Origin of the sequence: Micromonospora sp. URMC 106, assembly GCF_051386395.1 — a bacterium.
Classification (GTDB): Bacteria; Actinomycetota; Actinomycetes; order Mycobacteriales; family Micromonosporaceae; genus Micromonospora.
Genome location: NZ_JBPQTP010000056.1, coordinates 1 through 22655, shown reverse-complemented (window position 1 = coordinate 22655; position 22655 = coordinate 1). Strand labels below are relative to the sequence as shown.

Sequence of the window (22655 nt, the reverse complement as noted above, 5' to 3'; positions counted from 1 at the left end):
CGGTGGAGTGCACGCGGAGGTGAGCGGGATGTCGGACGAGTTCGTCGGTTCGGGTGACCCTGCCTACGAGGCCAAGGTGCTGATGATCTCGGTGGCGGCGCGGATGGCGGGGATGCACCCGCAGACGCTGCGCCAGTACGACCGGCTGGGCCTGGTCCAGCCGGGGCGGGCGGCCGGCGGCGGGCGCCGCTACAGCGTCCGGGACGTGGTGCTGCTGCGCGAGGTCCAGCGGCTCAGCCAGGACGACGGCATCAACCTGGCGGGGGTCAAGCGGATCATCGGCCTGGAGCGGCTGCTGGAGCAGGCGCAGCAGCGGGTGGCCCGGCTGGAGGCGGAGCTGGACGCCGCGTACCGCCGGATCGCCGAGCTGGAGTCGCTGGCCCGCTTCCCGGGCAGTGACCTGGTGCCGACCAACCGCACCTCCACCGCGCTGGTGGTCTGGCGCCCGCGGCGAACCCCCGACCGCTGACCACACCACACCGCGCCCGGCCGCCCCTCCCCCGGCCGGGCGCGGTCGCCTTTCGCCGCTTTCTTCGGCGGGGCAGGTGCCGGATCAGCTAACCTACGAATCAGGCTCAACCGCCTCAATCCGGAACTCCGATGGCAGGGGGAGCCATGGCGGAATCGGTGAAGAAGGTTGCGCAGCAGACGGAGGACCGGCTCGACAAGGTGGCGAAGAACGTCCGGGAGAGGTTCGACCGGGTCACCGAGGGCCGCTTCACCGACAAGATCAAGAACGGCGCGTTCGCCGACCAGGTCGACCACGGCGTCGACCAGGGGCGCGACGAGGCGAGACACCGGAAGCAGGGTGGATCGGCACGCTGACGATCCGCCGACGTGCGGGCCGGGACCCACGGGGGGTCCCGGCCCGTTCGCCGTGGAGGCAGCCATTCCCGTGGCACGCCCGACTTCCGCGACCGCAAGTCGGCGGCGACGCCGCCGGTCGTCGCGTTCGTGTTCGGCACGACGCTCCGGCGACCGCGCGGCGGAGCGAACCGGTGGGCCCCGCGGTTTCCTCAGGCGATGCGGCGGTTCTCCCGGACCAGGCCGCCCTCGCACCAGTCCCGGTAGACGAAGAGTTCCGGCCGGGCCAGCAGCACCCGGCTGTTGTACGCCCAGGTGCGCATCAGGTCGTCACCGGTGCGCTCGGCCTGCTCGACCAGCTTGCGGAAGCGCCGCTTCGGATGGGCGCGGAAGTTCGTCCGGATGCCGTCGGCGGCGTAGATGTAGAGGCAGTGCAGCGCGAACCGGCGTGCCGGGCAGGCCTGGTCCATCGCCAGGTCGAAGAGCACCGCCACCAGCCGGTCGCCGGAGACCAGCAGGTCCCAGTCCGGCGGCATCGAGGTCAACGGCACCGAGTCCGGCTGGTAGGCCCACGCCCGCAGCTCGGCGGGGGTCGGGTCGACGGGGTTGGCAAAGCCGTGGAACGTCGACTCCTGCACGCTCACCGGCCAACCTTCCGCTCTCGTCCGCGGGGACACCGGCCACCCACGGGCCCTGGCTGCTGGGGCGAAACGGTAACCCGGTCGCGCTACCGGCGGTAGACCCCGCAGGGAGCAATTCGACAACCGTTGGCCGAGGGCCGGGCCGACCGTACGGTCGACCCGGCCCCCGGACGGCCACGTCGGTCAGTCCCGTACCGGCACCGGCCGGGCCCGCTGGGCCGCGGCGCGTTGCCGCAGCCAGCGCTTGAACCACGCGAAGTCGGGCAGCCGCGCCAGCATCGGCCCGGTCACGACCGTGATCAGCACGTACGCCGTGGCGAGCGCCGCCAGCCTCGGCTCGACGCTGCCGGCGGCCACGGCGAGCCCGGCGATGACGATGGAGAACTCGCCTCGGGGCACCAGAGCCAGGCCCGCCCGCCAGCGACCGGGCTCGGCGATGCCGACCCGGCGGGCCGCCAGGTAACCGGTGAGCGTCTTCGTCGCCATGGTGACGACGGCCAGCGCGAGCGCGGGCAGCAGCACCGGCGGGATGTCCCGCGGGTCGGTGACCAGGCCGAAGAAGACGAAGAAGACCGCCGCGAAGAGGTCCCGCAGCGGGCTGAGCAGCTCGGTCGCGTGGTGCGCCACCGGCCCGGACAGCGCGATGCCGACCAGGAACGCGCCGACCGCCGCCGACACCTGGAGCTTCGCCGCGATGCCCGCCACCAGCAGGGTCATCCCGAGCACGCCGAGCAGCAGCGCCTCCGGGTCCTTGGCCGACATGGCCGTGGAGATGAGGTTGCCGTACCGGATGGCGACCACCAGCACCAGCAGCACGGTGCCCACCGCGACGCCGAGCGCGATGCCGCCGCCCAGCAGGCCGCTGCCGGCGAGTACCGCCGTCGCCAGGGGCAGGTAGAACGCCATGGCCAGATCCTCGATCACCAGGACCGACAGGATCACCGGCGTCTCCCGGTTACCGAGACGGCCCAGGTCGGCGAGGACCTTGGCGATCACGCCGGACGAGGAGACCCAGGTGATGCCGCCGAGCACCAGGGCGGCGACCCAGTCCCAGCCGAGCAGCAGCGCGAACGCCGCCCCGGGCAGCGCGTTGAGCAGCCCGTCGATCAGGCCGGCCGGGGCCGCGGCGCGAAGGTTGCCGACCAGTTCGTTGGCCGAGTACTCGAGGCCGAGCATCACCAGCAGCAGGATCACGCCGATCTCGGCGCCGACCGCGAAGAACTCCTCGCTGGCGGCCAGGGGCAGCAGGCCGCCGTGCCCGAACGCGAGCCCGGCGAGCAGGTAGAGGGGGATGGGCGAGAGGCCGATCCGGCGGCTCAGCCGGCCGAGGAGGCCGAGCAGGAAGAGCAGCGCGCCGACCTCGACGAGCAGTGTTGTCGTTTCGTGCATCCGCGCCTCAGCCGTCCGGGTCACTGTCGGCGAGGATGGCGGTCACCCCGTCGAGGCCCTGACGGGTCCCGACCACGACCACCACGTCACCAGCGGCGAAGCGGAAGGAGGGCTCCGGCGAGACGATCACCTCGCCGTGGCGCAGCACCGCCACGATCGAGGCGCCCGTGCGGGAACGTGCCTGCGTGTCCCCGAGCTTCCGGTTGACGTACTTCGAGCCCGCCGGGATGGCGATCTGCTCGGTGAGCAGGCCGGCGGCCTGCTCCCGCAGCCCGGAGAGCTGACCGAGCATCAGCGACGCGCCGAGGATGTCGGCGAGCGCCTCCGCCTCGTCGTCCGTCAGCGGTATGTCGTGCTGACACGAGTCGGGATCGTCCGGGTCGTACAGGACGAGGTCACGGCGGCCATTGCGGTGGGAGACCACACCGAGGCGGCGACCGGACTCCGTCAACAGATCGTGACGGACCCCGATGCCCGGCAGGGCGGTCTGTTCGACACGTACGCGCACACGGGCCAGGCTACTCCTCGCCGGCACGCGCAGATCTTGACAGCGCGAGCCGTCGCAGGTCGACTCCGCTGCGTGGTCGGTCAGCGCTGCTCCGCCAGGAGACGCCCTCCGGCGTCGGCTCGTCGGGCGGGGTGGGGTCAGCTCAGGCTGAGGAAGAACTGCCGGATGTCGCCCACCAGGAGGTCCGTCGCCTCGTGGGCGGCGTAGTGCCCGGCGGCGTCGCGGGGGCCGCCGGCCGGCAGGCCCGGGTCGTACGAGTTCCAGCTGACGATGTTGCCGTGGTCCCGCTCGGCGAAGCGTCGGATCGACTGGAAGTCGCCCGCGAACATGGCCAGCCCCGTCGGGACGGTGGTGGGCTCGCTCGGCTGCCGGGGGGCGCGGGCGTCCTCGTAGTAGAACCGGGGGGCGGAGCCGGCCGTGCCGGTCAGCCAGTAGATCGCGACGTTGGCCAGGACGAAGTCGAAGTCCAGGCTCTCCCCGAAGAGCTGGGCGTTCCAGGCGAGCAGGCCGACCGGGGAGTCGCTCAGCGCGTACGCCAGGGTCTGCGGCTGCTGGCTGTGCAGGATGTTGAACGAGAACATGTTGTCGTAGAACCACTGGAGGTGCTTGAGCGCCGCCTGGTCGTCCTCGGAGAGGCCGGCGAACTCGGCCGGGTCCCCGGTGGGCATCGAGAAGAGCTGGGTGACGTGCACGCCGACCACACGTTCCGGGGCGAGCCGGCCCACCTCCGGCGAGATCATCGAGCCGGCGTCGTTGCCGACCGCGCCGTACCGCTCGTAGCCGAGGCGGTCCATCAGCTCCACCCAGGCGCGGGCGGTACGGTGGCAGCCCCAGCCGGTGCCGCGCGTCGGCCCGGAGAAACCGAAGCCGGGCAGTGACGGCACGACCAGGTGGAACGCCGGCGCCGCCGGGTCCTCCGGCTCGGTGAGCGGGGCGATCAGGTCGAGGAACTCGACGACCGTCCCGGGCCAGCCGTGGGTGAGGAGCAGCGGGACGGCGTCCGCCCGGGACGAGCGGACGTGCAGGAAGTGGATCTGCTCGCCGTCGATCTCGGTGACGAACTGCGGGTGGCTGTTGAGCCGCGCCTCCACCGCCCGCCAGTCGAACCCGTCGAGCCAGTAGGCGGCCAGCGCCCGAACCCGCTCGCTGGTCACGCCGTACGACGCGTCCATCCCGGCCGGGTCGGCCGGCCACAGCGTCCGGCGCAGCCGGTCCGCCAGGTCGTCGAGCTTGGCCTGCGGGATCTCGACGCGGAACGGGCGGATGGCGTGGTCCGTCATGGTGACTCCTTCAGAACGGAATGTTTCGTTCCCCATGACCGTAGCAGAGCGGAACGATCCGTTCCACTGCTATCCTCGGTCCATGACGAACCCGACCGGAAGTCCGGCTCTCGCGGGCCGCCGCGCCCAGGCCGCCCGCAACGACGCCGTCATCCTCGACGCCGCCCGCGCCGTCTTCCTCGACGATGCGAAGGCGCCGATCGCCGCCGTCGCCGAGCGCGCCGGCGTCGGCATCAGCGCCCTCTACCGGCGGTACGCCGGCAAGGAGGACCTGCTGCGGCGGCTGTGTCACGACGGGCTGCGCCGGTACGTCGCCGAGGCCGAGGCGGCCCTCGCCGAGCCGGACGCCTGGTCGGCCTTCGCCAACTTCCTGGCGCGGCTCGTGGACGCCGACGTGCACTCGCTGACCGTGCGCCTCGCCGGCACCTTCACGCCGACCGAGGAGATGGGCCGCGACGCCGTGCGCGCCGGCGAGTTGACCGAGGCGCTGGTCCGGCGGGCCCACGCCGACGGGCGGCTCCGCCCCGACGTGGGGGTCCACGACATCCCGCTCCTGCTCGAGGGGTGCGCGGCGATCCGCGTGCCGGATCCGGAGCGGACCGGGCAGTTGCGCCGGCGGCAGCTCGCGTTGCTGCTGGCGGGGCTGGTCGCGACCGCGCCCCCGCTCCCCGGCCCGCCGCCCGTGGCGGGCGAGTTCGGCCGCTGGTCGCGTCGGGAGTGATCCAGCTCACACGGTCAAGGTTGAGCGGAATAGGCTCAACTCTGGTTGTGTCCTTCCCAGTGGACACGCCGATCCGGGGGAGCCCATGAACACGGAACGACTCACCACCAAGAGCCGCGAGACCATCACCGGTGCCGTCGCGATGGCGAACCAGCGCGGTCACGCCACCGTGGAGCCCTGGCACCTGCTGCTGGCGCTGCTGGACACCGAGGGCTCGACCGCCGCCGGCCTGCTGCGCGCCGTCGGGGCCGACCCCGCCGAGCTGCGCCGGGTCGCCCAGCGTTCGGTCGACGCCCTGCCCGCCGCGCGCGGCTCCAGCATCGCCGAGCCGACCCTGGCCCGCGAGTTCGTCAACGCCATCGGAGCCGCCGAGCAGATCGCGCGTCCGCTCGGCGACGAATACACCTCCACCGAGCACCTGCTCGCCGGCCTGGCGCGGGTGGGTGGCGCGGTGTCGGGCGCGTTGAAGTCGGCCGGCGCCACCGAGGAGAACCTCGTCGCCGCCTTCCCGACCGTGCGCGGCGGGGACCGGCGGGTCACCACCGCCGACCCGGAGCAGACCTACCAGGCCCTGGCCAAGTACGGCGTGGACCTGACCGCCAGCGCCCGCGACGGCAAGATCGATCCGGTCATCGGCCGGGACTCGGAGATCCGCCGGGTGATCCAGGTGCTGTCGCGGCGTACCAAGAACAACCCGGTGCTGATCGGCGAGCCGGGCGTCGGCAAGACCGCGATCGTGGAGGGCCTGGCCCAGCGGATCGTGGCCGGCGACGTGCCGGAGTCGCTGCGGGACAAGAAGCTCGTCTCCCTCGACCTGGGGGCGATGGTCGCCGGCGCGTCGTACCGGGGCCAGTTCGAGGAGCGGCTGAAGTCTGTCCTGGAGGAGATCAAGAACTCCGACGGCCAGGTCATCACCTTCCTCGACGAGCTGCACACCGTCGTCGGCGCCGGCAAGGGCGAGGGCTCGATGGACGCCGGCAACATGCTCAAGCCGATGCTGGCCCGCGGCGAGCTGCGGATGGTCGGCGCGACCACCCTGGACGAGTACCGCGAGCACATCGAGAAGGACCCGGCGCTGGAGCGCCGATTCCAGCCGGTGCTGGTCGGCGAGCCGACCATCGAGGACACCATCGGCATCCTGCGCGGCCTCAAGGAGCGCTACGAGGTGCACCACGGCGTACGCATCACCGACGCCGCCCTGGTCGCCGCCGCCGCCCTCTCCGACCGCTACATCACCGACCGGTTCCTGCCGGACAAGGCGATCGACCTTGTCGACGAGTCCGCGTCCCGGCTCCGCATGGAGATCGACTCCCGGCCGGTCGAGGTGGACGAGATCGAGCGGGCGGTGCGCCGGCTGGAGATCGAGGAGATGGCGCTGGCCAAGGAGCCCGACGCCGCCTCCGCCGAGCGGCTGGAGCGGCTGCGCAAGGAGCTGGCCGACAAGCGCGAGCAGCTCACCGCGCTCTCCGACCGCTGGAAGCTGGAGAAGGACCACATCACCAAGCTCTCCACCGCGAAGGAGGAGCTGGAGCGGCTGGGCGGCGAGGCCGAGCGGGCCGAGCGCGACGGCGAGCTGGAGCGCGCCGCCGAGCTGCGCTACGGCCGGATCCCCGCCCTCAAGGCCGAGCTGAAGCAGGCCGAGGAGGAGCTGGCCCGGCTCCAGGCCGACGGCGCGATGCTCAAGGAGGAGGTCGGCGCGGACGACATCGCCGCCGTGGTCGCCTCCTGGACCGGCATCCCCGCCGGCCGGCTGCTCGAAGGCGAGACCGCCAAGCTGCTGCGGATGGAGGAGTCGCTGGGCGCCCGCGTGGTCGGCCAGGCCGAGGCCGTCGGCTCGGTCTCCGACGCGGTCCGCCGCGCCCGGGCGGGCGTCGCCGACCCGGACCGCCCGACCGGCAGCTTCCTCTTCCTCGGCCCGACGGGCGTCGGCAAGACCGAGCTGGCCAAGGCGCTCGCCGAGTTCCTGTTCGACGACGAACGGGCCATGGTCCGCATCGACATGAGCGAGTACGGCGAGAAGCACTCCGTCGCCCGCCTGGTCGGCGCCCCGCCCGGTTACGTCGGCTACGAGGAGGGCGGCCAGCTCACCGAGGCGGTGCGCCGCCGGCCGTACTCGGTGATCCTGCTGGACGAGGTCGAGAAGGCCCACCCGGACGTCTTCGACATCCTGCTCCAGGTGCTCGACGACGGTCGGCTCACCGACGGGCAGGGCCGCACGGTGGACTTCCGCAACGCCATCCTGATCCTCACCTCCAACCTCGGGTCTTCGGTGATCGGCGACCTGACGCTGGCCGAGGAGCAGCGCCGGGAGGGCGTCCTCGCGGTGGTCCGGTCGCACTTCAAGCCGGAGTTCCTCAACCGCCTCGACGACATCGTGGTCTTCGCCGCGCTGCGCGGTGACGACCTGCGGGCGATCGTCGACATCCAGCTCGACCGGATGCGAACCCGCCTTGCGGACCGCCGGTTGGCGCTGGAGATCAGCGACGCCGCCCGTGTGTGGCTCGCCGAGCACGGCTACGACCCGATCTACGGGGCCCGGCCGCTGCGCCGCCTGGTCCAGACGGCGATCGGCGACCAGCTCGCCAAGGCCCTCCTGTCCGGACAGGTCCGCGACGGCGACACGGTCCGGGTCGACCTCGCCGACACCAAGGACGCCCTCTCGGTCTCGACGGCCTGACCGCGTCGCGGCTCGACCGGGCCTGCCGTCCGCCCGGGTCGATCAGGAGGTTGGCGTCCCGGCGCCGCCCGCCGAGGACGCGAACCTCTTGATCGACAGGGTGGGCAGAGGCTCGGCGGGGAAGGAACGAGGGCATGTTCGGCATCGGGAAGAAGAAGGACCGGGAGCTGTCGGCGGCGGTCGAGGAACTCGCGCGCGCCGACACGGTGGCGTTCGGCGGGGTCGGTATCGCCGGCACGCTGCTGCCGGTGACCGAGGCGTACCGGCGGGTCGAGGCGGCGCTCGCCGACGACCCCGAGGGCGTACGCGAGCAACTCGACCGGCTGCTCGCCGAGGGCACCCCGGCGGGCCGTGTCTACGCCGCCACGCTGCTGGAACGCGTCGACCCGACCGCCGGGCGGGCGGCCTGGACGGCGCTGCGCGGCGACCCGGCCGAGTTCGGCACGTTCACCGGCTGCGTCATGGGCCGCGCCACCCTGGGCGGGTACGCGTCGGAGCGACTCGCCGGAGCATGATCCGTTCGCCGGCCGGCCCCGCCCGAACGGCCCTGCCGGCCATCGACGGCGGTCCGTAGCTTCCGTCCCATGACGCCGCCCGCCGACGCGCCCGTACGCCCACCCCGACCCGTCACCGTCACCATCGCCTTCTGGTTGCAGCTCGCGACCGTGCTGGTCCTGCTGGGGCTGGTGGCGCTGGTGGTCACCCAGGCGGTCCAGTGGGACGGCCACATCGACCGGGCCGTGCGGGCGGTGCCGGACGCCGACCCCGACGAGGTGCGCGGCGAGCGGTGGAGCAACGTCACCATGGCGGTGGTGCTCGGGCTGCCCACCCTGCTGCTCGCGCTCTGGCTGGCCGCCACCGCGCGGCCGGTGCGTCGCGGCGGCAACGTCGCCCGGATCCTGGTCTTCGTGTCCGGCGGCGTCCAACTGGTCGTCTGCTGCGGCCAGAGCTTCGTCGGAGCGTTCGTGTTCCCGCTGCTCTTCGCCATCGGCTTCGACGACGGCCCGTACGTGGAGGAGGGGTACCCCGAGGAGGGGCCGGCCGGACCGGAGGCCGAGATCTGGGCGGAGTCGAAGTTCTTCGAGGAACTCTATTCCCGGTCCGACCCCTTCGACGCGGTGCTGTTCCCGCTGGCCGGGCTCGGGGTGCTGACCGTGCTGGTGCTCACCCTCGCGGTGGTGCTGCTGCTGGCGCTGCCGCCTGCCCACCGGTGGTTCGTGCCCAGGGCCGCGCCCGCCGCGCCGATGCCGCCGGCCGGGTACCCCGTGGTCCCGGTCGCCTACGCCCCGCCCGTTCCCCACGGTTACCAGGTCGTTCCGCCCGGCTACCTGATCTGCCCCGATCCGGCGGCGCACCGGGCCCCGGGCGACGCCGCGCCGGGCCCGACCGAGGGCTGAGCGCCGCTCGGCGAGCGGGCACGCGCCGTAGTCGGACCATCACCCGTTCGACACAGGTTTCCCCAGGTGCGCGGGGTTGTTACCGTCTCCGCCGACGTACCTGGGGAGGTGGTCGGTGGACGGGTCGGTGGCGTACCTGCTGACGGCGGCGGGCTGTCTGGTCGGGGTGGCCGGGGTGGTGGTCGCGGTGGTGGCCCTGCGCCGGGCCCGGTCCCGGCCGCAGCGCCCCACGAGCCCGGGCGACCCGCTGCGGGACCGGGACGCCGACGCGCTGCGCGGCGACCCCCGCCGCCTGAAGCCCGGCGACATCGTCGAGATCCGCGGGACGTCGTACGCGGTGCGGGGCTCGATCCGTCTGGTCGAGGGCGGCTGGAGCTGGGCCGAGCACCTGCTCGACGACGCCGCGGGCGTGCGCCGCTGGCTCTCCGTGGAGGAGGACCCGGAGTTGGAGCTGGTGCTCTGGGCCGCCGAGCCGGGCGCCACGGTCACCCCGGGCGCCCCGACGATCGACTTCGCCGGCCGCCGCTACAACTGGGACGAGTCCGGCCAGGCCCGCTACACCGCGACCGGCACCACCGGCCTCGACCCGAACGGCACCATGCGGTACCACGACTACCAGGCGCCCGGCGGGGCCCGGCTCTCCTTCGAGGCGTACGGCGAGGCGGGCTGGGAGGTGGCGTTGGGCGAGGTGCTGCACCGCGCCGACGTGATGATCTACCCGCAGGCCGAGGCGGACTGATGCTGGTCACCCTCGACGCCCCGTACGTCGACACCAGCGCCGCCGACCTCAGCCTGGCCCTGGGCGACGACGAGCTGCCCGCGCTGCACGTGCTCGATCTGGACCTGCCCGGCGGCGTCCGGCTGCGGCTGCGCCTGCTCGGCGCCTCCCACCAGGTGGTCCTGCGCGCTCCCGGCGCCACGCTGACCGAGACGGTCGCCTGCCTGCCCGGCCGCCCGCCCGAGCTGCCCGAGGCGGTGCGGGACGAGACGAACGGCTACCGCTTCACCGCGACCGTCCTGCGGCCCTCCGGCACCGGGCTGAGCGACCGGGTCGCGGCGCTGCGCGCCGAGCTGGCCGACGACCCGTACGCGTTGGTGGGGGTCTTCCCCGGCGACGTCGACGCGGTCACTGCGCTGTCGGTGCGCCCCGACCCGCCGGACGGCGCCCTCGGCTGGCGCACCTGGCACGCGTATCCCCAGACCAACGAGCTGGTCCTGACCGAGACGGTGGTGGCACTGCGATGACGTACCGACGCTGGTTCGTGGTGGGGGTGGCGATCGCCGTCATCGGCGCGCTGGTCGCCGCCTTCGCCATCTTCTACGGCAACTTCTCGCCGCGCGGCTTCGTGGAGGACAGGTACACCCGGGCGGCGAGCCAGGACATCGGCAGGGACGCGATCGCCTACACCTCGTCCCGGACGCCGAGCCAGGTGGCGAAGGAGGTCACCGACGCGTGGACGCCGGCCGACCAGTACGTCGACGGCAGCGGCGTCTACCTGCGCTACGACGACGACTCGGTGGTGATCCTGCCGATCGCCGCCGGCTCGGTGATCCTCCTGGAGCGCCTCGGCACGGCCTACCCGCGCTACCACTCCACCGTGGGGAACCACTGGGGCTGGGGCCGGGGCAGCACCGTGCGCGGCGGCGGCCCGGGCTCCGGCAAGTAGCACCCCCTCACCCGACGAAACCCCTGGAGTCCCCTTGCAGACGCTGGTCACCGATCTGCTGGTCACGCTCGCCTACGGCGTGGTCGGTGTCGTCCTGATGGCCGTCGGCTACGCCCTCGTCGACGTGGCCACCCCCGGCAAGCTCCACGAGCTGATCTGGGTCGAGCGCAACCGCAACGCCGCCCTGCTGCTCGCCTCCAACCTGGCCGGCGTCGGCATCATCGTGGTGGCCGCCATCGCCGCCAGCGCCGACGACTTCGTGCTCGGCATCGTCGGCGCGGCGGCGTACGGCGTCCTCGGCCTGGTCATCATGGCGGCGGCGTTCCTGCTGCTGGACGTGGCCACGCCGGGCAGACTCGGGGAGATCCTGGTCGACCCGCAGCCGCACCCGGCGGTCTGGGTCTCCGCGGTCGTCCACCTGGCCACCGGCGCGATCATCGCCGCCGCGATCAGCTGATGTCCGACGCGAAGCAACCCGCCACGCCGGCCGGGAAGAAGTCGTCGACGGGGGTCTGGGTCTTCTGGCTGGTCACCAGCCTGGTCGTCCTCGGTTGCGTGGTGGCCGGGCTGGTCAACAGTGACTCGGGAGACGACGACGTGCCGGCGCCGACCGCGCAGGAGCGCGGCGACACCGTGCCGATCCTCCAGCGCTCCGCCGACAGCCAGGGCATCTGCTACGGCTGGGTGCTCCAGGACTACTTCAGCTACAGCGACCCCCTGAGCGTCGGTTCGAACCTCGGCGACGGGATCGCGGTCGAGGAGAACCCGGCCTGCCCCCGTTGGGTGCAGGTGGACGCCAGGGTCGCCTACACCTCGGAGAGCAGCGAGAGCGAGGACTTCGCGCGGATCGACGTGACGGGGTCCGCCGACATCACCACCAGTCAGCTGCTGCGCATCGAGCAGGGGCTGGAGCGGTTCGGGCTGACCGAGAAGGTCTTCATCGACGATCCGGGTTGGGCGGTCACCCGGGCCGCCGTGACCCTGCCGCTGCTCGCCACCGAGGCGGGACTGGTGGAGCCGGCCGCCACCCCGACCGTCGACGCGGCGGCCACCCCGGCGCCGCTGCCCGGCACCAGCAGCGACCTGTGGCGGGACCGCTGGGGCTACTTCCTCGCCGCGTTCGGCCTGCTGCTGCTCACCGCCCTGCTGGTCGCCGTCGGCCTGTGGCAGCGCCGCCGCCAGCTCCGCAGGGAGGCCGAGAAGCGCGGGGCCCGCGCGCAGCGGCGCGCGGCCGCCCGGCAGGCCGGCAAGCCCGACGCACGTACGCCGGAGAGCCGGTGACCGTCGAGGCGCCGGCGTCCGCGCGGTGGCGGCTGTCCCGCGCGGCGGTGCTCGTCGCGGTCTTCGTCTGCGCCGCCTGCGGCCTGGTCTACGAGCTGGCCCTCGTCGCCCTGGGCAGCTACCTGATCGGGGACACGGTCGGCCAGGCGTCGATCGTGCTGGGCGTGATGGTGTTCGCGATGGGCGTCGGCGCGCTCGCCGCCAAGCCGCTGCAACCGCGCGCCGCCGCCGCGTTCGCCGCGATCGAGCTGGCCCTGGCCCTGCTCGGCGGTCTCTCCGTCCTGGGCCTCTACGCCGCCTTCGCCTGGCTGGACCTCTACGGCCCGGCGCTGGTCGCCACGGCCTTCGTCCTCGGCCTGCTGATCGGCGCGGAGATCCCGCTGCTGATGGTGCTGCTGCAACGCATCCGGGAGCAGGCCGCCGGCAGCGCGGTGGCCGACCTGTTCGCCGCCGACTACGTCGGCGCGCTGCTCGGCGGGCTGGCCTTCCCGTTCCTGCTGCTGCCGGTCTTCGGCCAGCTCAAGGGCGCGCTGGTGGTCGGCGCGGTGAACGCCGTGGCCGGGCTCGCGCTGGTCTGCACGGTCTTCCGGCGGGAGCTGAGCCGCCGGGCGCGTGTCGCGCTCGGCGCCGGCACCGCCGTGGTCGCCCTCAGCCTCGGGTACGCGTGGGTGACCGCGCACGACTTCGAGCTGACCGCCCGCCAGCAGCTCTACCGGGACCCGGTGGTGCACGCCGAGCGCAGCCGCTACCAGGAGATCGTGCTCACCCGCTCGGTCGCCGAGACCGGGCGCGCCGGCACCGACCTGCGGCTCTTCCTCAACGGCGACCTCCAGTTCAGCTCCGTCGACGAGTACCGCTACCACGAGGCGCTGGTGCATCCGGTGCTGAACGGTCCGCGCGGCGAGGTGCTGGTGCTCGGCGCCGGGGACGGCCTCGCCGTACGCGAGCTGCTGCGCTACCCCGACGTCCGGCGGGTCACGGTGGTGGACCTGGACCCGGCGGTGGTGGCGTTGGCCCGCAGCGAGCCGCAACTGCGGGCCCTCAACGCCCGCGCGTTCGACGACCCCCGGGTCCGGGTGGTGCACGCCGACGCGTTCTCCTGGCTGCGTACCGCCACGGACCGGTTCGACGCGGTGGTCGCCGACCTGCCCGACCCGGACGAGACGGCCACCGCCAAGCTCTACACGGTCGAGTTCTACGCGCTGGTGCGCGCGGTGCTCGCCGAGGGCGGCCGGCTGGTCGTGCAGTCCGGATCGCCGTACTTCGCGCCCCGGTCGTACTGGTCGATCGAGGCGTCGCTGCGCGAGGCGGGCTTCGCCACCACGCCGTACCACGTGGACGTGCCGTCCTTCGGCGACTGGGGCTTCCTGCTCGCCGCCCCCGGCGCGACCGCGCCCGCCCTCGCCCTGCCGCCGGACGCGCCGGCGCTGCGCTTCCTCGACGCGGCGACGCTGTCCGCCGCCGGGGCCTTCCCCGCCGACCGCCGCCGCGTGGACGTGCCGGCCTCCACCCTGCTCCAGCCCCGCGTGCTGGAGTACGCCCGGGCGGAGTGGCGCGGCTACTAGCGCGGGATCGGTTTCCTCCCGGACGGGGTACTGCCACGCCGTACGGCGGGTCGGTGTCCGCTGTCGTGCCCGACTGGCCCGATCTCGATACGGTGTGACCGCGATCTAGGGAAGGAGAATCATGGTCGATTCCCACAACACGCCGGCCCGCACCCGGCCGGGTGTGGTGACCATTTCCACGTATCTGCTGTGGCTGTTCGCGCTCACCCAGCTCATCGGCATCATCATCACACTGAGCACGCTGGGCACCGTCTCGGAGGTGCTCGACGAGGCGTACCGGGGCACCGACGCCAACGGCACGCAGAACCTCGCCGACATCACCACCTTTATCACCATCGGCAGTTCCGTCCTCCTGCTCCTGCTCGCGGTGGCGCTCGCCGTACTGGGCGTGTTCAACAACCGCGGCAGCAACGGGGCGCGGATCACCACCTGGGTCCTCGGCGGCATCCTGGTCTGCTGCACGGGCGGCGGCCTGGTCGGCGGCCTGGCCGGCGGCGGCTTCGGCGGGGCCGGCCAGGGCACCGGTGACGGGCCGAGCCCGGAGGAGATCCAGCGCCGCCTGGACGAGGCCCTGCCCGGCTGGGTCAACCCGGTCTCCACGCTGATCGGCGTGATCGGGCTGCTCTCGCTGCTCGCCGCGCTGATCCTGTTGGCCCTGCCGAAGGCCAACGAGTTCTTCCGCAAGCCGAAGCAGGCATGGGAGCCGCCGGTGCCGGGCGGGTCCTACCCGGGCTACCCGCAGACCTCCGGCGAGCCCGGCTACCCGCAGGCACCCGGGTACCCGCAGACGCCCGGCCAGCCGTCGGCACCGGGTCAGCCGGGCCAGCCGCCGTCCGCGCCGTACGGCGGGGGCCAGCCCGGTCAGCCGGGAACGACGCCGGGTGGCGAGCAGCCCGGTTCGGACCGTCCCGGTCCGACGCCGCCGCCGGTGAGTTGACCGGCCGATAACAGCGACGCCGACGGTCCCTCCGAGTAGGTTGCATCCCGACGCCTACCGGAGGGACTCGTCGTGTCGCACCCCGATCAGGCAGCGGCCCGCCGCCCGGCCGCGGTCACGCTGGCCGTGGCGGTGCTGCTGCTGATGGCGGTCGCCGCGCTGGCGCACGCCGTCGCCGGCGCGGTGTCCCTCGGCGGCACCGTGGCCCGGTTCCGCGAGGCCGCCCAGGGCACCTCGGCGGGCCCGGACCAGATCGACCGGGTGGTCACCCTGCTGCGCGTGTCCACCGTGCTCACCGCGGTGGTGAGTCTGCTCGCGGGGCTGCTCCTCGCCGGCCTGGCCCTCGGCCTGCGGGCCCGCCGCTCCGGCGCGCGCACCGCGACCTGGGTGGTGTCGGGGCTCGGGCTCATCCTCGGCTGCTGCGCCCTGGCGTTGCTGGGCGTGCAGCGCGCCGCCCCGCTTCGCCTGGGCGAGGACGACCGGGCGACGGCGGAACTGCTCGGCCTCGTCGCCGACGCCCAGCCGTCCTGGTGGATTCCGCTGGGCGCGGGGCTTTCGGTCGGCCAGGTGCTCGGTTACCTTGTGGTAGCCGTGCTGCTGGCACTGCCGGCGGCGAACGCCTGGTTCCGCCGGCGACCCGCGGCGCCCGACCCGCAGCAGTCCCCGACACCGTCCGCACCGCCACCCGCTGAGCACCCGTGGCACCAGCCGCCCGGGGCGCCGCCCGCGCCCCCTTACCCGCCGAGGTGAGAACCGCCCGTGACGCTCGACCAGCCGACCGCCGGGCGGCGGGCCCTGATCACCGGAGCGACGGCCGGCATCGGCGCCGCGTTCGCCCGGCGGCTGGCGTCGGACGGTTGGGACCTGGTGCTGGTGGCCCGGGACGCCGCCCGGCTGACCGACACGGCGGCCGAGCTGACCGCGCGGCACGGCCGGCAGGTCGAGACGATCCCGGCCGACCTGTCCACCGACGACGGTTGCGCGGCCGTGGAGCGGCGGCTGGCCGAGGGGTCGCCGATCGAGCTGCTGGTCAACAACGCGGGCATCAGCCTGAACACCCCGTTCCTGCGGTCCTCCGCAGGGGACGAGGCGCGGTTGCTGCGGCTCAACGTGCACGCCGTGATGCGGCTGACCCTCGCGGCCCTGCGCCCGATGACCGAGCGGCGGCGCGGGGCAGTGATAAATGTCTCTTCCGTGGCCGGGTTCGGCGCGGTCATGCCGGGTTCGACGTACTCGGCCAGCAAGGCGTGGGTGACCAACTTCAGCGAGTCCGTCGGCCAGTCCGCGCGGCCGTTCGGCGTGCGCGTGATGGCGCTCTGCCCCGGCTACACGCGTACGGAGTTCCACGACCGGGCCGGCATCAACATGTCGAAGACCCCGGAGTGGATGTGGCTGCGGGCCGAGGACGTGGTCGACGAAGCTTTGCGTGACCTGCGAAAAGGCAAGCTGGTCAGCGTCCCCGCCTGGAAGTACAAGCTGGCCGTCGCCGGCCTGCGGCACGCGCCGCGGCGGCTGCTGGAGGCGGTGGCCCGCGACACGCGGGGCCGCATCGGTCGCGACGGCGGCTGACCCCCGGACCGGGCCCGCCCGACGCCCTCGGCCGGCGTCGACCGCCCGCCCCGCTGGCTGAACGGTCGCTCAGCGTAGCGGTCCATCGCCACCCATCGGTCGCCCCCAGGGTTGACTCGGGTGGACCCGGCACGCGGCTCACAGACTTGCGCAGTACCCTCTATCGCCATGGGGGACCACGACGACCTGCGTAAATTCATTACCGACCTGGCGGTGGTCCACGGCCGGGTGGTGCTCTCCTCGGGGCGTGAGGCGGACTGGTACGTCGATCTGCGTCGCGTCACGCTCCATCACCAGGCCGCTCCGTTGGTGGGCCGGGTGATGCGCGAGCTGACCGCCGACTGGGACTACGACGCGGTGGGCGGGCTGACGCTGGGCGCCGACCCCGTGGCGATGTCGATGCTGCACGCCGCGTCCGCGACTGATCACCCGCTGGACGCGTTCGTGGTCCGCAAGGCGGGCAAGGCGCACGGGCTCCAGCGCCGGATCGAGGGGCCGGACGTGGCCGGCCGGCGCGTGTTGGCGGTGGAGGACACGTCCACCACCGGGGGAAGCGTGTTGACGGCGGTCGAGGCCCTTCGTGAGGTCGGAGCCGAGATCGTGGGCGTGGCGGTTATTGTTGATCGTGGCGCCGGCGACGCGGTGCGAGCCGCCGGACTGCCTTATCGGGCGGCCTATACGTTGGCTGACCTCGGCCTTGTGGCGTAAAAGTCTGCCGATTCGGATTCGCCGATATGCAGGCGGATCGATGCTGCTGGTGGAAGGATGGAATACGTGGGAACTGCGTTGGCTGAAATGACCATGCCTCAGATCTCGCCGCTTGCCGGCGAGCCGATCGAACGTGCCGATGCCGAGCGTCTCGCCGGGGTCCTCAAGGCCCTCGCCGACCCCGCTCGACTGCGGCTGCTCAGCCTGATCCAGTCGGCGCCCGAGGGCGAGGCGTGCGTGTGTGACCTCACCGCGCCGCTCGGCCTCTCGCAGCCGACGGTCAGTCACCATCTGCGCATCCTCACCGAGGCCGGCTTGCTGGAGCGGGAGAAGCGCGGTGTCTGGGCCTACTACCGGCTGGTGCCGACCGCGATCGCCACGATCGCGGATCTGCTGACCCCGCCGCGCAAGCGCGCCACCAAGAAGGCTCGCTGACCTGTGCCGATCGTCCGGTGCCGTCCCCGACCGGGGACGGCACCGGACGGCCGGTTGGTCAGTGCTTGCCGTAGTGCTCGCGGGTCTCGCGGATCGCCTCCTCGGCGGCGGCCCGCTCCTGCGGGGTGGTGCCACGCTTGGCGGCCAGCCGCGCCCGGAGCAGCTCGACGGCGATCGGCACGACCGAGATGGCCACGATGGCGATCAGGATCATCTCGATGTTCGCCTTGACGAACGGGATCTGGCCCAGGAAGTAGCCGAGCACGGTCACGCCCGTGCCCCAGAGGACGCCGCCGATCACGTTGTAGATGACGAAGGTGCGGTAGTTCATCCGGCTGACCCCGGCCACGATCGGCGTGAACGTCCGCACGATCGGCACGAAGCGGGCCAGCACGATGGAGCGCGCGCCGTACTTCTCGAAGAAGTCGTGTGCCTTGAGCACGTTCTCCTGTTTGAACAGTTTCGAGTTCGGCCGGCGGAACAGCGCCGGGCCGACCTTGCGGCCGAACGCGTACCCGACCTGGTCGCCGGCGATCGCCGCGAGGGTGATGAGCAGGCAGACCAGCCACAGCGGGTAGGTGATGTACTTCCCGTCGGCGGTGAGCAGCCCCGCCGTGAACAGCAGCGAGTCACCCGGCAGGAAGAACCCGATCAGCAGGCCGGACTCGGCGAAGACGATGACCAGGATGCCGATCAGCCCGAACGTCGAGATCAACACCTCTGGATCGAGCCAGCTCGGCCCCAGGGCCAGGGTGGTGGTGGGCGTCGGCACGAGGTGACCTCCGATGGATGCCGGTCGGGTGACGGATCGTCCGTAGTCTAGGTGGCGGTCCGGCGCGCTGGTGCTCGACGTCACACCCGCGCCCGCGCCGGCCGGGCGGCGCGCCGGGACGCCACCGCCCGGGGTCGGCGGGAGCGCCCTGCCCGCCGGGGCCGGCCCGGCCGCCCTGCCGGGGAGGCGGGAGCGCCGCCTTACAGCCGGGGGTCCACCGGCTCGGACTCGCAGGCCAGGATCGCGAAGACCAGCTCGTGCCGGCGCCACAGCGGGGCGCCGGCGACCAGCGCGTCCAGCGCCGCCAGCCCCAGACCGTGCTCGCGCAGCGCCAGCCCCCGCTTGCGCCCCAGCGACCGGCGGCGCAGCGCGGCGAGCTGCTCCGGCTCGTCGTACCCGGGACCGTAAATGATCCGCAGGTACTCCCGGCCCCGGCACTTGATCCCCGGCTGGAGCAGCGAGCCCCGCTCCGTACGGGCGGCCGGCCCGGCGTACGGCTTGACCACCATGCCCTCGCCGCCGGCGGCGGTCAGCTCCAGCCACCACTGCGTCGCCGCGGCCTCGGCGGCGGGGTCGGCCAGGTCGACCACCTGCCGGCGGGTCGGGGTGAAGAACTCCGGGTCGGCCGCGCAGAGCCGGTCGGCCAGCCCGAGGTGCCAGCCGTGGTCCCGGTCGGCGTAGCTGGCCTTCGCGCCGGCCAGCACCGCGAACGGGGCCAGGGTCACCCCCCGCAGCCCGTCGGTCGGCCCCACGTACGCCCGGTAGGCCGCCGAGTAGGCCACGATCTCGTCGCGGCGGCGGGCCATCCGGTCGCGCAGGTCGCCCACCGGCAGGCCCCGGCCCACGGCCGCCTCCAGCGCGGCCAGCGCCGCGGGCAGCGCGGCCCGCCCGGCGGCGCCGACCCCCGCGTACTGCTCGCGGATCAGCCCGCCCGCCTTCGCCGACCAGGGCAGCAGCTCGCAGTCGAGCAGCAGCCAGTCGGTCTCCAGCTCCGCCCAGAGGCCCGCCCCGCCGACCGCCGCGCGCACCCGGTCGAGCAGCTCGGTGTCGAGCGGCTCGCCGAAGAACGGCCGGCCGGTGCGGGTGTGCACCACCCCGCCGCCGGGACCGAACGGCCCGCCGTCCGGCTCCCGGCAGACCAGCACCACCGCCCGCGAGCCCATGTGCTTCTCCTCGCAGACCACGCGGTCCACGCCCGCCGCGCGGTAGTCGGCGAACGCCTGCGCCGGGTGCTCCAAAAAACCGCCCACGGTCGCCGTCGAGCAGGGCGCCATCGTCGGCGGCAGCCAGGCCAGCCAGCGCGGGTCGACCGCGAACCGGCTCATCACCTCCAGCGCCGCCGCGGCGTTCTCCGCCGGCACCGTCAGCGACCCGTACGCGTGCTCGATGTGCCGCCGGCCGGACACGTCGGTCAGCTCGAGGACCTGGTCCGGCCGGGCCGGAGCGGCGGTCAGCGGGCGGGCCGGGGCGTACCACTCCCGCTCCGCCGGCACCGAGACCAGCTCCTTCTCCGGGTAGCGCAGCGCGGTGAGCCGACCACCGAAGACGCAGCCGGTGTCGATGCAGATGGTGTTGTTCACCCACTCCGGCTCGGGGGTGGGCGTGTGCCCGTAGACCACCATCGCCGAGCCCCGGTACTCCCGCGCCCACGGGTAGCGCACCGGCAGCCCGTACTCGTCGGTCTCGCCGGTGGTCTCGCCGAACAGGGCGAACGCCCGGACCCGGCCCGAGGCGCGGCCCTGGTACTCCTCCTTCAGCCCGGCGTGCGCGACCACCAGCCGGCCGCCGTCCAGCACATAGTGGCTGACCAGGCCGTCGACGAAGGCCGCGACCTCGGCCACGAAGGCGTCCGGTTCCGCCGCCAGCTGGGCCATCGTCTCGGCCAGGCCGTGGGTGAGCCGCACGTCGCGACCGCGCAGCCGGCGCAGCAGCTTCTGCTCGTGGTTGCCGGGCACGCAGATCGCGTGCCCGGCGGCGACCATGCCCATCACCAGGCGGAGCACGCCCGGGGAGTCCGGGCCACGGTCGACCAGGTCACCGACGAAGACGGCGGTACGCCCCGCCGGGTGCGTCGCGTCCACCGGCCGGCCGTGCCCGTCGCGGCGCAGCTCCCAGCCGAGCCGGGTCAGCAGCGCCTCCAGCTCGGCGCGGCAGCCGTGCACGTCGCCGACGACGTCGAACGGCCCGGTCAGCTCGCGCCGGTCGTTGAACAGCCGCTCGTAGCGGATCTCGGCGGCGTCGATCTCCTCGGTGCCGCGCAGCACGTGCACCTTCCGGAAACCCTCCCGGGCCAGCTGCCCGTACGAGCGGCGCAGGTCGCGCTGCATCCGGGCGAGCACCTGCCGGCCGAAGGTGCGGTCGGCGCGACCCTCGGTGCGCTCCCAGGCCAGCGCCTCCGGCACGTCCAGCACGATGGCCACCGGCAGCACGTCGTGCTCGCGGGCCACCCGCACCAGGGCGGCCCGGGCGTGCGGCTGGAGGTTGGTCGCGTCGACCACGGTGAGCCGGCCCCGCCGCAGCCGGGTGGCGGCGACGTGGTGCAGCGCGTCGAACGCGTCGGCGGAGGCCGACTGGTCGTTCTCGTCGTCGGCCACCATCGCCCGGAAGGCGTCGGAGGAGAGCACCTGGCTGGGCGCGAAGTGCCGGCGCGCGAAGGTCGACTTGCCGGAGCCGGAGACGCCGACCAGCGCGACCAGGGCCAGCTCGGGGATGTCGAGGGTGGTCACGGGATCTCCTTCCGGGTCAGCACGACGAGCTGGGTGGGGGCGCCGACCTCGGGATCGTCGTCGCCGACCCCGCTGATCGCGGCCGTGTACCCGTACGTGACGGCCACCCGCTCGACCCAGGCGGCGAACTCCGCGCGGGTCCACTCGAACCGGTGGTCGGCGTGCCGGAACCGCCCCACGGGCAGGCCCTCGTAGCGGACGTTGTACTCGACGTTGGGCGTGGTCACCACGACGGTGGCGGGGCGGGCGTGACCCAGGACGGCGTCCTCCAGCGCCGGCAGGCGGGGTGGGTCGACGTGCTCGATCACCTCCATGAGCACCGCCGCGTCGTAGCCGCGCAGCCGGTCGTCCCGGTAGGTCAGCGCGGACTGCCAGAGTCGGACCCGGTTCCGTTGCCGCTCGGGCAGCCGGTCCAGCCGCAGCCGCCGGGCGGCCAGGGTCAGCGCGTGCGGGGACACGTCGGTGCCGACGATCTCGGTGAACCGGCGGTCGCCGACCAGCGCGGCGAGCAGGGCGCCCCCGCCGCAGCCCAGGTCCAGCACCCGGCTCGCCCCCGCCCCGACCAGCGCGCCGAGCACCGCCTCCCGGCGGCGCGCGGCCAGCGACGCCCGGCGGGCCGTCACCCGCTCGTCGGTCCCGTCCACGGTCGCGTCGTCCACCGTCACCTCGTCGGCGGCCGGCTCGTCGGTCAGGCGCTGCTCGGCGAGGCGGGCCAGGGCGAGCCCGGCCAGCGCCCGCCGGTGCGCCAGGTAGCGGCGGCTGATCATGTCGCGCTCCGGGTGGTCGGCGAGCCAGCCCTCGCCGGCCCGGAGCAGCTTGTCCACCTCGTCCGGCGCCACCCAGTAGTGCTTGGCGTCGTCGAGGACCGGCAGCAGGACGTAGAGGTGGTTGAGCGCGTCGGCGACCCGCAACGTTCCGGTCAGGCTCAGGTCCACGTACCGGCTGTCGCCCCACTCCGGGTGCCGCTCGTCGAGGGGGATCGGGGTGGCGGTCACCGCCCAGCCGAGCGGGCCGAACATCCGGACGGCCACGTCCGCGCCGCCCCGGCAGCGCAGCACCGGCACCCGCACCTCCAGCGGGATCGGCGTACGCGCCAGCTCGGGGCGCTCCCGGGACTCGCCGCGCAGCGCGGACCGGTACAGCCTGGACAGCGCGGAGGAGAGCAGGCTGGACGCGGCGTACGGCCGGTCGTTGACGTACCGCCCGAGGGTGAAGCCCTCCGGGGTCGGGGCCTGCTGCCGGCCGCGGCCCTTGCCCCGCGCGCCGGCCAGCCGCAGCGGGTCGACGTCGAGCAGCAGGGCGGCGGTGCAGCGCTGCTCGCCCGCCTCCGGGTAGAACACGTGCGCGGTGCCGACCGGCACGTCGAAGGAGTGGGCGCGGTCGGGGTGCTTGACCAGCAGGTGACCGAGGTCGGTCGCCGGGCGGTGGGTGGTGGTCAGGGTGAGCAGCACGCGCCCATGGTGTCAGGACCTTCGATCTTGCGTCGTCCCGTTTTCGCCTTGTCTCGGGGTGGGTTTCCGGGGGAGCCCCGCCCGCTCCGGGCGGTCAGGCTTGATCCCTGCGCGGGCGGGGCTCCCC

General features: G+C 73.5%; 24 protein-coding genes. 17 read left to right on the top strand and 7 right to left on the bottom strand.

Translation table 11 applies throughout. The features are described 5' to 3' along the window. The first annotated feature begins 28 nt into the window (after positions 1-28). Both ACSNOB_RS18330 and ACSNOB_RS18325 read left to right on the top strand, forming a co-directional pair. Positions 29-469 carry a heat shock protein transcriptional repressor HspR gene (locus ACSNOB_RS18330; protein ID WP_436687760.1) on the top strand — a complete coding sequence of 147 codons (441 nt, stop codon included), beginning with the start codon at positions 29-31 and terminating at the stop codon, positions 467-469. A 146-nt stretch (positions 470-615) separates the two neighbouring features. Then, positions 616-825, top strand: coding sequence for a hypothetical protein (locus ACSNOB_RS18325; RefSeq protein WP_436687759.1), 210 nt, complete (start codon positions 616-618; stop codon positions 823-825). Positions 826-1016: 191 nt separating this feature from the next. Here ACSNOB_RS18325 and ACSNOB_RS18320 read toward each other — a convergent pair whose 3' ends face one another. The 4 genes from ACSNOB_RS18320 to ACSNOB_RS18305 form a co-directional block, all read right to left on the bottom strand. Then, positions 1017-1448 carry a hypothetical protein gene (locus ACSNOB_RS18320; RefSeq protein ID WP_393108048.1) on the bottom strand — a complete coding sequence of 144 codons (432 nt, stop codon included), beginning with the start codon at positions 1446-1448 and terminating at the stop codon, positions 1017-1019. A gap of 180 nt (positions 1449-1628) precedes the next feature. Continuing rightward, positions 1629-2834, bottom strand: coding sequence for a cation:proton antiporter (locus ACSNOB_RS18315; protein ID WP_393108628.1), 1206 nt, complete (start codon positions 2832-2834; stop codon positions 1629-1631). A gap of 7 nt (positions 2835-2841) precedes the next feature. Beyond that, positions 2842-3342, bottom strand: a complete 501-nt coding sequence (locus ACSNOB_RS18310) for a cation:proton antiporter regulatory subunit (protein WP_350702229.1) — start codon at positions 3340-3342, stop codon at positions 2842-2844. Positions 3343-3479: 137 nt separating this feature from the next. Next, entirely contained in the window at positions 3480-4622 is a 1143-nt protein-coding gene (locus ACSNOB_RS18305) for an epoxide hydrolase family protein (protein WP_436687758.1), read from the bottom strand. 82 nt (positions 4623-4704) lie between these two features. Between ACSNOB_RS18305 and ACSNOB_RS18300 the strand changes: the two genes are divergently transcribed. The 15 genes from ACSNOB_RS18300 (at position 4705) to ACSNOB_RS18230 (ending at position 17579) form a co-directional block, all read left to right on the top strand. After that, positions 4705-5343, top strand: coding sequence for a TetR/AcrR family transcriptional regulator (locus tag ACSNOB_RS18300; RefSeq protein ID WP_436687757.1), 639 nt, complete (start codon positions 4705-4707; stop codon positions 5341-5343). Between the two features lie 85 nt (positions 5344-5428). Next, entirely contained in the window at positions 5429-8020 is a 2592-nt protein-coding gene (gene clpB / locus ACSNOB_RS18295) for an ATP-dependent chaperone ClpB (protein ID WP_436687756.1), read from the top strand. A 134-nt stretch (positions 8021-8154) separates the two neighbouring features. After that, entirely contained in the window at positions 8155-8535 is a 381-nt protein-coding gene (locus tag ACSNOB_RS18290; RefSeq protein WP_436687755.1) for a hypothetical protein, read from the top strand. A 69-nt stretch (positions 8536-8604) separates the two neighbouring features. Then, positions 8605-9417, top strand: coding sequence for a hypothetical protein (locus tag ACSNOB_RS18285; RefSeq protein ID WP_436687754.1), 813 nt, complete (start codon positions 8605-8607; stop codon positions 9415-9417). A 115-nt stretch (positions 9418-9532) separates the two neighbouring features. Next, positions 9533-10156 carry a DUF4178 domain-containing protein gene (locus tag ACSNOB_RS18280; RefSeq protein WP_436687753.1) on the top strand — a complete coding sequence of 208 codons (624 nt, stop codon included), beginning with the start codon at positions 9533-9535 and terminating at the stop codon, positions 10154-10156. Further along, positions 10156-10662 carry a DUF2617 family protein gene (locus ACSNOB_RS18275; RefSeq protein WP_393108032.1) on the top strand — a complete coding sequence of 169 codons (507 nt, stop codon included), beginning with the start codon at positions 10156-10158 and terminating at the stop codon, positions 10660-10662. The genes ACSNOB_RS18280 and ACSNOB_RS18275 overlap by 1 nt, the downstream gene beginning before the upstream one ends. After that, positions 10659-11084, top strand: coding sequence for a DUF4247 domain-containing protein (locus ACSNOB_RS18270; RefSeq protein WP_436687752.1), 426 nt, complete (start codon positions 10659-10661; stop codon positions 11082-11084). Before ACSNOB_RS18275 ends, ACSNOB_RS18270 begins: the two co-directional genes overlap by 4 nt. Before the next feature lie 34 nt (positions 11085-11118). Continuing rightward, the gene (locus ACSNOB_RS18265; protein WP_393108027.1) at positions 11119-11541 is read left to right on the top strand and encodes a DUF350 domain-containing protein; all 423 of its coding nucleotides are present in this window, start codon (positions 11119-11121) and stop codon (positions 11539-11541) included. Continuing rightward, a complete protein-coding gene (locus ACSNOB_RS18260; protein ID WP_436687751.1) occupies positions 11541-12365 on the top strand; it encodes a hypothetical protein in 825 nt (274 codons plus the stop codon). Before ACSNOB_RS18265 ends, ACSNOB_RS18260 begins: the two co-directional genes overlap by 1 nt. Further along, positions 12362-13930: a polyamine aminopropyltransferase gene (locus ACSNOB_RS18255; protein ID WP_436687750.1), complete on the top strand. Its 1569-nt coding sequence runs from the start codon at positions 12362-12364 to the stop codon at positions 13928-13930. The genes ACSNOB_RS18260 and ACSNOB_RS18255 overlap by 4 nt, the downstream gene beginning before the upstream one ends. 121 nt (positions 13931-14051) lie before the next feature. Further along, positions 14052-14867: a hypothetical protein gene (locus ACSNOB_RS18250; protein WP_436687749.1), complete on the top strand. Its 816-nt coding sequence runs from the start codon at positions 14052-14054 to the stop codon at positions 14865-14867. 72 nt (positions 14868-14939) lie between these two features. After that, the gene (locus ACSNOB_RS18245; protein ID WP_436687748.1) at positions 14940-15617 is read left to right on the top strand and encodes a hypothetical protein; all 678 of its coding nucleotides are present in this window, start codon (positions 14940-14942) and stop codon (positions 15615-15617) included. A gap of 9 nt (positions 15618-15626) precedes the next feature. After that, positions 15627-16436 carry an SDR family NAD(P)-dependent oxidoreductase gene (locus ACSNOB_RS18240; protein ID WP_436687747.1) on the top strand — a complete coding sequence of 270 codons (810 nt, stop codon included), beginning with the start codon at positions 15627-15629 and terminating at the stop codon, positions 16434-16436. Between the two features lie 168 nt (positions 16437-16604). Then, positions 16605-17144 (top strand): orotate phosphoribosyltransferase, encoded by a 540-nt coding sequence (locus tag ACSNOB_RS18235; RefSeq protein ID WP_350685601.1) that lies wholly within the window; start codon positions 16605-16607, stop codon positions 17142-17144. A gap of 57 nt (positions 17145-17201) precedes the next feature. Further along, the gene (locus tag ACSNOB_RS18230) at positions 17202-17579 is read left to right on the top strand and encodes an ArsR/SmtB family transcription factor (protein WP_007073957.1); all 378 of its coding nucleotides are present in this window, start codon (positions 17202-17204) and stop codon (positions 17577-17579) included. 58 nt (positions 17580-17637) lie between these two features. Here the strand turns inward: ACSNOB_RS18230 and ACSNOB_RS18225 are convergent, their stop codons facing one another. The 3 genes from ACSNOB_RS18225 to ACSNOB_RS18215 form a co-directional block, all read right to left on the bottom strand. Further along, the gene (locus ACSNOB_RS18225) at positions 17638-18351 is read right to left on the bottom strand and encodes a DedA family protein (RefSeq protein ID WP_393101855.1); all 714 of its coding nucleotides are present in this window, start codon (positions 18349-18351) and stop codon (positions 17638-17640) included. A 200-nt stretch (positions 18352-18551) separates the two neighbouring features. Continuing rightward, on the bottom strand, positions 18552-21077 hold the full coding sequence (locus tag ACSNOB_RS18220; protein WP_436687746.1) for a polynucleotide kinase-phosphatase: 2526 nt from the start codon (positions 21075-21077) through the stop codon (positions 18552-18554). Next, entirely contained in the window at positions 21074-22528 is a 1455-nt protein-coding gene (locus ACSNOB_RS18215; protein WP_436687745.1) for a 3' terminal RNA ribose 2'-O-methyltransferase Hen1, read from the bottom strand. The genes ACSNOB_RS18220 and ACSNOB_RS18215 overlap by 4 nt, the downstream gene beginning before the upstream one ends. Positions 22529-22655: the final 127 nt, after the last annotated feature.

What these genes read in the sequence shown, in the direction of transcription:
- ACSNOB_RS18330 (WP_436687760.1), top strand. Translation starts at nt 29, where the DNA reads ATGTCGGACGAGTTCGTCGGTTCGGGTGACCCTGCCTACGAGGCCAAG.
- ACSNOB_RS18325 (WP_436687759.1), top strand. Translation starts at nt 616, where the DNA reads ATGGCGGAATCGGTGAAGAAGGTTGCGCAGCAGACGGAGGACCGGCTC.
- ACSNOB_RS18315 (WP_393108628.1), bottom strand. Translation starts at nt 2,834, where the DNA reads ATGCACGAAACGACAACACTGCTCGTCGAGGTCGGCGCGCTGCTCTTC.
- ACSNOB_RS18305 (WP_436687758.1), bottom strand. Translation starts at nt 4,622, where the DNA reads ATGACGGACCACGCCATCCGCCCGTTCCGCGTCGAGATCCCGCAGGCC.
- ACSNOB_RS18300 (WP_436687757.1), top strand. Translation starts at nt 4,705, where the DNA reads ATGACGAACCCGACCGGAAGTCCGGCTCTCGCGGGCCGCCGCGCCCAG.
- clpB (WP_436687756.1), top strand. Translation starts at nt 5,429, where the DNA reads ATGAACACGGAACGACTCACCACCAAGAGCCGCGAGACCATCACCGGT.
- ACSNOB_RS18290 (WP_436687755.1), top strand. Translation starts at nt 8,155, where the DNA reads ATGTTCGGCATCGGGAAGAAGAAGGACCGGGAGCTGTCGGCGGCGGTC.
- ACSNOB_RS18285 (WP_436687754.1), top strand. Translation starts at nt 8,605, where the DNA reads ATGACGCCGCCCGCCGACGCGCCCGTACGCCCACCCCGACCCGTCACC.
- ACSNOB_RS18275 (WP_393108032.1), top strand. Translation starts at nt 10,156, where the DNA reads ATGCTGGTCACCCTCGACGCCCCGTACGTCGACACCAGCGCCGCCGAC.
- ACSNOB_RS18270 (WP_436687752.1), top strand. Translation starts at nt 10,659, where the DNA reads ATGACGTACCGACGCTGGTTCGTGGTGGGGGTGGCGATCGCCGTCATC.
- ACSNOB_RS18260 (WP_436687751.1), top strand. Translation starts at nt 11,541, where the DNA reads ATGTCCGACGCGAAGCAACCCGCCACGCCGGCCGGGAAGAAGTCGTCG.
- ACSNOB_RS18250 (WP_436687749.1), top strand. Translation starts at nt 14,052, where the DNA reads ATGGTCGATTCCCACAACACGCCGGCCCGCACCCGGCCGGGTGTGGTG.
- ACSNOB_RS18235 (WP_350685601.1), top strand. Translation starts at nt 16,605, where the DNA reads ATGGGGGACCACGACGACCTGCGTAAATTCATTACCGACCTGGCGGTG.
- ACSNOB_RS18230 (WP_007073957.1), top strand. Translation starts at nt 17,202, where the DNA reads ATGGAATACGTGGGAACTGCGTTGGCTGAAATGACCATGCCTCAGATC.